Origin of the sequence: Flammeovirga sp. EKP202, from assembly GCF_014534745.1 — a bacterium.
GTDB lineage: Bacteria > Bacteroidota > Bacteroidia > Cytophagales > Flammeovirgaceae > Flammeovirga.
In genome coordinates, this window is record NZ_JACVVP010000006.1 from 213,222 (window position 1) to 221,144 (window position 7,923).

10 protein-coding genes are annotated in these 7,923 nt (G+C 30.1%); 1 reads left to right on the forward strand and 9 read right to left on the reverse strand.

Annotated features, from left to right (window positions below; translation table 11 throughout):
- The 9 genes from IC221_RS05520 to IC221_RS05560 are packed head-to-tail and all read right to left on the reverse strand — an operon-like array spanning position 1 to position 7,572.
- Entirely contained in the window at positions 1-510 is a 510-nt protein-coding gene (locus tag IC221_RS05520; protein ID WP_188168008.1) for a dTDP-4-dehydrorhamnose 3,5-epimerase family protein, read from the reverse strand.
- Positions 497-1,468, reverse strand: coding sequence for an NAD(P)-dependent oxidoreductase (locus IC221_RS05525; RefSeq protein ID WP_188168009.1), 972 nt, complete (start codon positions 1,466-1,468; stop codon positions 497-499). Before IC221_RS05525 ends, IC221_RS05520 begins: the two co-directional genes overlap by 14 nt.
- Positions 1,465-2,547, reverse strand: a complete 1,083-nt coding sequence (rfbG, locus tag IC221_RS05530) for a CDP-glucose 4,6-dehydratase (protein ID WP_188168010.1) — start codon at positions 2,545-2,547, stop codon at positions 1,465-1,467. The genes IC221_RS05525 and rfbG overlap by 4 nt, the downstream gene beginning before the upstream one ends.
- A complete protein-coding gene (rfbF, locus tag IC221_RS05535; RefSeq protein WP_188168011.1) occupies positions 2,538-3,317 on the reverse strand; it encodes a glucose-1-phosphate cytidylyltransferase in 780 nt (259 codons plus the stop codon). The genes rfbG and rfbF overlap by 10 nt, the downstream gene beginning before the upstream one ends.
- A complete protein-coding gene (locus IC221_RS05540) occupies positions 3,314-4,111 on the reverse strand; it encodes a putative nucleotide-diphospho-sugar transferase (protein WP_188168012.1) in 798 nt (265 codons plus the stop codon). Before IC221_RS05540 ends, rfbF begins: the two co-directional genes overlap by 4 nt.
- Positions 4,108-5,088 (reverse strand): glycosyltransferase family A protein, encoded by a 981-nt coding sequence (locus IC221_RS05545; protein ID WP_188168013.1) that lies wholly within the window; start codon positions 5,086-5,088, stop codon positions 4,108-4,110. Before IC221_RS05545 ends, IC221_RS05540 begins: the two co-directional genes overlap by 4 nt.
- A 56-nt stretch (positions 5,089-5,144) precedes the next feature.
- Entirely contained in the window at positions 5,145-6,047 is a 903-nt protein-coding gene (locus IC221_RS05550; protein WP_188168014.1) for a glycosyltransferase, read from the reverse strand.
- Positions 6,037-6,780, reverse strand: coding sequence for a sulfotransferase (locus tag IC221_RS05555; RefSeq protein ID WP_188168015.1), 744 nt, complete (start codon positions 6,778-6,780; stop codon positions 6,037-6,039). Before IC221_RS05555 ends, IC221_RS05550 begins: the two co-directional genes overlap by 11 nt.
- A gap of 24 nt (positions 6,781-6,804) precedes the next feature.
- Positions 6,805-7,572 (reverse strand): sulfotransferase domain-containing protein, encoded by a 768-nt coding sequence (locus IC221_RS05560; RefSeq protein ID WP_188168016.1) that lies wholly within the window; start codon positions 7,570-7,572, stop codon positions 6,805-6,807.
- 139 nt (positions 7,573-7,711) lie between these two features.
- Between IC221_RS05560 and IC221_RS05565 the strand changes: the two genes are divergently transcribed.
- On the forward strand, positions 7,712-7,923 hold a 212-nt coding region (locus IC221_RS05565; protein ID WP_223241303.1), incomplete at its 3' end, for a hypothetical protein.

Sequence of the window (7,923 nt, forward strand, 5' to 3'; positions counted from 1 at the left end):
TTACCAAAGTTTATCTTTTTCTGAAAGAATTGGAGTATTCGATTCCCAAGGTAAAGTTACACGAGAATCATTCCAAAGGACTCCTTTTTCGACATTTGGTTGGTAAATATTGTCAGAAAAATATAGAACAATAGTATCAGGTTCTAAAGTTAAATAGCCCGTTGCATATCCTCTTGGAATAAACACCCCTTCTTTGGGATCACTAATTGTAATTGTTCCTGAGTTTAATCTATTACCCTCTTCGATAGATCGTACATCTACAAAACCAATCTGTGCAACACCTGTTACAACTCTAAAAAATTTTGCTTCAGCAAATTCCCCCTCTTGATAATGCATTCCCCTTAAGGTATACTTATCCATCGTGTGAACGTAATTTGTTTGTTGTATGTTATATTCCGCAAAAATTGAATTATTCTTATCAAAAGCCTTTAAAAAAGCCCCTCTATCATCGCTAAAAAAATGACTTTCTATATGATGCACTTCATCAAAATAGGAATCAATTATTTTCATAATATTCTTTTAATCCTTCTTCTAAAGTAATTTTAGGTTGCCAATTTAACTCTTTTTTGGCTTTTTGCGATGAAATACCTAAAAACTTCATAGATTGGTCACGTTTGCTTATTTCCCCAAACTCATATTTTGGTAAAGCATATCCATATGCTTCCAATTGAGATAGCATTTTACTGATAACCTCTTTCACGGAAAAAACCTCATCATAAGTGATATTATATACACCATGATGTTTTAATGGTGAGGTTGCTAAATCTATAACTAAATTAGCCACATCGGAAATATGCGTAAACTGTCTCATCTGTAAACCAGAGGAAAATTTCAGTTCTTCCCCTTCTTTTACTGACTGAACGATATAGGGAAATAATCTATTTTCATTTTCCCCTAGACCATAAATATTTGTTAAGATCAAATGTAAATGATCATATTCAAAGTCATGAGACCTATGTTTATTATAAACAAACTGTGTCAATGTTTTCTTAGATAAACAATAGGTATTAGGTAATTTATTCGATGAAAAAATAAACTCTTCTTCGGTCAAAAGTGCTTCCGAAGAAGTATCTCCAATTTCAAAATAAGAGCCAAAAGTCAAAAGCTTACCCTTAAAACCTGACGTTGTAAGTGCCTCAATCAGTTGAATAGTAAAAAAAGCATTAATTTCTAAAATATCACTTGCTACAGCTTGCTTTTTAGGTTGAACACCCGCTGCCATTGTGTTTATGATAACATCACTCTTTGACCATTCTTCAATCCAATCATTAACATTACCTTGAAGAGCATCAAAGAATTTTATTGTGTATTTTGGTTCTCTTAAAGTACTTCCTTCGGTAATGGAATTATACATCCAATCCTTTTGGGTTCTAGTGTAGATACAAACCTCATCAACATCAATGATAGATAATTGTTCTAATATCTTCTCTGCTAAAAAAGAGGACCCTCCAATGAAAATTAACTTCATCCTAAATATTCGTCTATTTGTTGATTTGTATATTCTGAAGGTAAAACTTGATCTTGATCTACAGCTTTATACCATTTAATTGTAAAAGAAATTGCTTCAGAAGCATTTTTCTTTGGTTTCCACCCCAATAATTTTGAAGCTTTAGAGCAATCTAACCTTAACAACTTTGCCTCATGAGGTTGAGCTATCTCTATTGCCTCATACGCCCCTTTACCCCAAATATCAATTGCTGTTTTGACTAATGTTTCTACTTCTACGTATTCATCATGTAATGGGCCAAAGTTCCAGGCACTTGCCCAAATAGAAAGGTCCTTTTCATCGAATAACCGTCTTCCTATCTGCAAATACCCTATCAAGGCCTCCAATACATGCTGCCAAGGCCTTACAGCTTTAGGGTTTCTAATTTTGATCGTTTCATTTTGCGATAATGCACGTACAATATCGGGAATAATTCTGTTCTCAGCCCAATCACCACCACCTATCACATTTCCTGCTCTCACGACAGCGACAGATTTTTGATGTGCCTCAAAAGATGCAATAGGAAAAAAGCTTTTAATAAAAGATGATATAGCAATTTCAGAGCTTGCTTTACTTGAGCTATAAGGGTCAAAACCTCCTAAACGATCTGTCTCTCTGTAAGGATAAAGCCATTCTTTGTTTTCATACACTTTATCAGTAGTAATCATTACTACATGACATTTCTTCTCCATTAACCTTACGGCTTCCAAAAGGTAAATTGAGCCCATTACATTCGTCTCATAAGTATAAACCGGTTGCTCATAAGAGGCTAATACTAAGGGTTGAGCAGCTAAATGAAATATAAAATCAGGTTGAAAATCATGTAATTCGTGTAATAGCTTTTTTTGATCTCTAATATCTGCAATGACAGAGTTGCAGTATTGGTCACCCTCAATATCGTTGTATAAAGACTTTTTCTCTGCTTCTAAAGCATAACCTTTCACATTGGCTCCAAGTTTATGAAGTAAAAGTACCAACCAAGTCCCTTTAAATCCAGTATGCCCTGTTACGAAAACGTTCTTTCCTTTATATGAATCTGATAATTGTTTCTTTAGTCCCATTTTTTCCATTGAGGATTATTTACCCACATTTTTTCTAATTCTACTCGATCCCTCAGTATATCCATGCACTTCCAAAATCCATGATGATGATAGGCTACTAACTCTTGATCTGTCGTTAAACTTTTCATGGGTTTTTGCTCCCACATTTCATCTTCCATGTTTCCTTCTAAATACTTAAAAACTTCAGTATTTAAAACAAAGAAGCCTCCATTTATCCAAGCCCCTCCACTATTGGGTTTCTCAACAAACCCTGTAACTTCTGAATCGTCATTGGTCTCCAAGACACCAAACTTACCCGCAGGTTGTATTGCAGTTACTGTGGCTATTTTACCATGTTGATGATGAAAGTCTACTAATGCATTAATATCAACATTTGAGACTCCATCTCCATACGTTAACATAAATTCTTTTTCCCCCTCTAGATAAGGTTTTACTTTTTGAAGTCTACCGGCAGTCATGGTATGTAAGCCAGTATCAACTAAAGTAACTTTTAAATTTTCCGCATTTGCCTTATGTATTTCCATTTGATTATTCGCCAAATCAAATGTTACATCAGCATTATGTAAGAAATAATTTGCGAAATATTCTTTTACAATATATCCTTTATAGCCTAAGCAGACAATAAAATCATTGTAACCATGCGACTGATATATTTTCATGATATGCCACAAAATAGGTTTCCCACCTATTTCAATCATGGGTTTGGGTTTTAGGTGAGATTCTTCTGAAATTCGAGAACCTAAACCACCTGCGAAGATGACTGTTTTCATTTGATAGTTTTAATTAAAGGATAGACGAAATTACGAATTCCTTGGAACATTTTTTTCGAATTCCAACTGAATATCTTTCGTAGTGGTGCTACCCAAACACGTTGGGATGTAGATGCATTTACAAGTGTTGCTATTCTTCTAAACTCGTCTTCTGATGATCTTGAATGTAAAATTCGGACTTTCTCACCATCTGGGAGACCTACATTATTTAGAAATCTAAAGTTATAAATAGAACTTAAAACTAATAACTTCACATTTATTTCAATTAATGCCTTCATAAATGCTTGTTGGTCACTCCAAAATTCATGCAATTCTTTCGTATATATCGACAACCATGAATTCATAAAAGCCTTTGTTTGTTCATTCTTTGAAAATGCTAATACGCCTGTATTATAAGGGTAATACCCCTCAACTGTTTTACCGTTTATCTGAATTTTATTTTTATCATAATAATCTGGAGCTACCATGACTTCAAAATAATCCAATAAATCAAATAACTCATCAAATGGTTCAATAACAAAAGTATCTGTATCTAGAAAAATTGTCTTATCATACGGTGATTTTGAAATACCTATTATTTTGTAAACCAAATTAGCTTTCCATGATTTTTCATCAATTGATTCAAACCCTTGAAGTATTATATTATCAAAAAATTGAGATGAATATTTTTTGTCTGTTATTAAAGTAACTTTGGAATCCGGCATTACTTCTTTTAAGGATTTTGCCGATAATTCTGCCTCTTTTATATATTTGTCACCTGTTGCAACATATACAAAGCCTAAATTTACTTTCATTTATTAAAAAAATTAAATGCACTTACAACTAATCCTCTAACGTAGGGTATTTTAGTTAATTTCAAAAAATGCAGTATAAATAAATATATTTTTAAAAGCTTAGCGTTGAATCTAGAATAATAATTAAATGGATTTGACAAGAGGATGACTTCTTCGAATTTACAATCAATATCTAAAGCAAATTTTTCTGCCTCTTTGAAGAAAAAATTTGCTTGTTTTTTTATGAATAACAACTTTGTTAGGTCATCATTTAAATAACTAATAATTTTAGTACAAGTATTTTTACGATTCAATAAATAAGACAAAGTGAACCTCTTTTTGGAAATACTATCATAATTTCTATCAACTCTGTAATACCAATCGATTTCTTGAAACACTTTAAACTTAAGCTTGTTATTAAGAAGTCTTATATGAAATTCTGGGTCCTGCCAGTTTATTATATCTTCATCCCAACGGTATTGATTTATATACTCTCTCCTCCAAATTGGTGAGGCCGTAATCCAATTTACATTACCTAATACATAGTTTCTAAGGTAATCAGTACTATCATTAATTCCGTGCCCTAATCTAGTAATTTCTTTAGATACTTTAACATCTAATTCAAATGAAGCTCCTGAAAAAATAAGTGCATCATAACTAGGATTAGTAGTAAACTTATTCACCCTATTAAAAAAGCAATCTGATTTAAAAATATCATCACTATCAAAAAAAATCACATAATCTCCATTTGATCTTTCTAAACCTATATTTCGACAAGTTGGAGCACCTTTAGGCTCCCTATCTCTATGAATAAGAATAAAACGTGAATCCTTTAATGTGTACTTTTCTAATATTTCTTGAGTTCCATCAGTAGATCCATCATCTACAAGAAGACACTCCCAATTATTATATGTTTGATTGATAATAGAGTTGAGTGTTTGTTGAATCAGCTGAACTCTATTAAATACAGGGATTATTATTGATAATTTATTTTGCATTAATATATGTACAAGAATAAAAAATTATTTTAACATATTCCAAACCTATCTTCAAATTACCAAGGATTATAATTCTTATATTTTATGATTTTTTTAAATGAGAAATTCAATTTCATAAAGATTTTAGAAAATGAAAGAAATGAAATTAAGAAATAGAATAAATCTAATCTTTTAATGCTTGATTTCATTCTTTGGATATCAACAATAAACCTTCTAACCCAAATCTTATGTTTTATTTTTAGAGTATAATCATTTGAAAAATAATCTAAAACTTGAATTATTGTATCATATCGATATTTCCATCTATGATCTGCATTCCATAGTGAATCATGTACTCTATAAGTAGCGGTTACATCAGGTAAATATTTTACTTTACCCTTTTGTGCATGTAAAATGAATAATGCCCAATCACCACAAATGAAATTCCTATAATCAGAAGGTAACTTACTATTGAATACATTTCTTAATACTACGGTAGGCGTATTTGTATAATTACCAAATAGTAAATCAATATCCGATGCTGTACTTTTTATTGGTCTCTGATAATTAATTACTTGTTTATTTTCTTTGACATATAAAAAATTCAAATTGGTATGACAGACTGAGTATTCTTGATTCTTTTCAAGAAAGTCAATTTGTTTTTGTAATTTACCTTTATCGACCCAGTAATCATCACCTTCTAATAATGCAATATATTTCCCTTTACAATTTTCAAAAGTCCTAATAAAATTACCCATTAAACCCAGGTTTTCATTAGAATCTAAAAGATTAATATTCTCATATTTAGAGGCAAAATCTTCACATATTAAACGTGTGTTATCTGTAGAACAATCTTCACCAATCACTATTTCAAATGAGAAATTAGTGTTTTGACTAATAACTGAACTAATGGTTTCAGCTATTGTAAGCTCTTGATTATAAGTAATTATATGTACACTAACTAAAGGCTTATTTTCCATTGTTAATTCTGTAGAGCTTTTGTAATAATTTTGAATTAGCTATGATATCTCTTTCTTCCAAAGAATATTCAGTTTTCTTTCTTTTTGATTGATCAACTTTGTTTAGAACTGTTTCTCTTATATTTATCCCTAAGAATAAGTTAATGTCATCTATAGCTTTTTGATCCCCATGGATCAACTTATCATAACATATATTAATCGAATTTGCATATGAATCTGTAAAATTCAAGCATTTTTCAACATATATCTCCCATAACTTGAAACAGTTTGATAAACTATCAAAAGACTGACTGTAATGGGTTATTCCATTTTTAGCTAGAATTTTATTTCTTGTTTGTAAACTTCTTGCAACATCAATTCCATTTCGATAAATATGGACCACTTTTGCATTCGGAAAAAATTTTAACCAACCTTCTATCGTAAAAGAATTTCTTGGGTCTTTCCATCCCCAATTAGAGTTCGCAAAAATACTACTAATACCTTTTAAGCCTAAATAATTTTTAACGAACTTAATTCTCCCAATCAAACCTAAAGTTAGTTCATCAATGGGTAGAGGATTATCCCAACTTGCTCCTTCCTTCAATAAAGCTCTTTCATTCTGTTCAAGAAAAAAGAAGGGTTCATTATTGGGGTCATTATTTGATCCCATAAAAACACCATTATCTTCCAAAATTTCACTTAAAAAAGTTGTACCTGATCGATGCATACCAATAATGATAATTGGTTGATTCATATTTTTATACATTAATAAGAATTATTAGATTTTCCAATCATCGCAATTCCAATTTAAAATTTCTTCTAATTTAGAAATATCTTCACTAAAAAAATCATTTAAAAACTGCTTTGTAGAATCCTCTAGATTTGAATGTTTAACTCTCTTATGAATTAATTTATTCTGATATTCAAAACTAGTACTAATATTTAAGAAAGTATATATTATCTTAAGTTGATTTTCTTGATCATCTTTAAAATCTTCATATTTTAAAAACAGAACTTGATCTCTTTTAAAAAGGGATAAAATCTCAATAACTTGTCTAGAATAAAATCCTCTATCTAAGTATGATATAATACGATCTTTCTTATACTTATTATTTAATATATCTGAACTTTCCTGTTTTATTGCATCTTCGAAAGATCTTAACTCATTACCTCTATCATATTCCATATTCCAATGTGAAAAGGATCTTTCTATAGGATTCCTTAAAATAACTATTACTTTAATTTCTTCATTGTAATTTTTTATCCTTTTCAAACAATTATCCCAATACATATAAATTGGTGTTATCTCACCATACTTTTTATATTTTTGATTTAAATCATTGAAATTTTTATGATATAAAAAGTTCAAAACGAAATTAGGTAAATACCTAAAAATTAAATCATTATCAAAATGATGTAATTCTTTTCTTTTAGGCATAACTAAATCTTTATGTTTTCTAAAATAATAATCTAAAGCTGTTGTACCGGCTTTTTGTGCTCCTATGACAATAAAATCATTTTTCCTAAGAAACTTATCCAAAAACATATAAAAAAATTCATGTATTCATAAAAAAAGACTTTTCCTATTGGAATTCATCTTTGCTTTTATTCTATTTAAAAAATAGTAAAGCTTATTTAGTTAAATTTACGCAAATATAACAAAGTAATATTCATTGTATATTAAAATGAAATTTTTATCAATTCTAATAATTTTCCTTTCTGGAACTACATATGCCCAAGTTAATCACATAGACTCTCTTGCTTTGGTTGATATCGACCAAAGTAATCAAAATAATACTCTTGGATGGGACTTTAATACACCTGTTAACACATGGGAAGGAGTAACTGTTGAAAATAATAGAGTGACTCAATTACAAATTAACGCCAAAAACTTGTA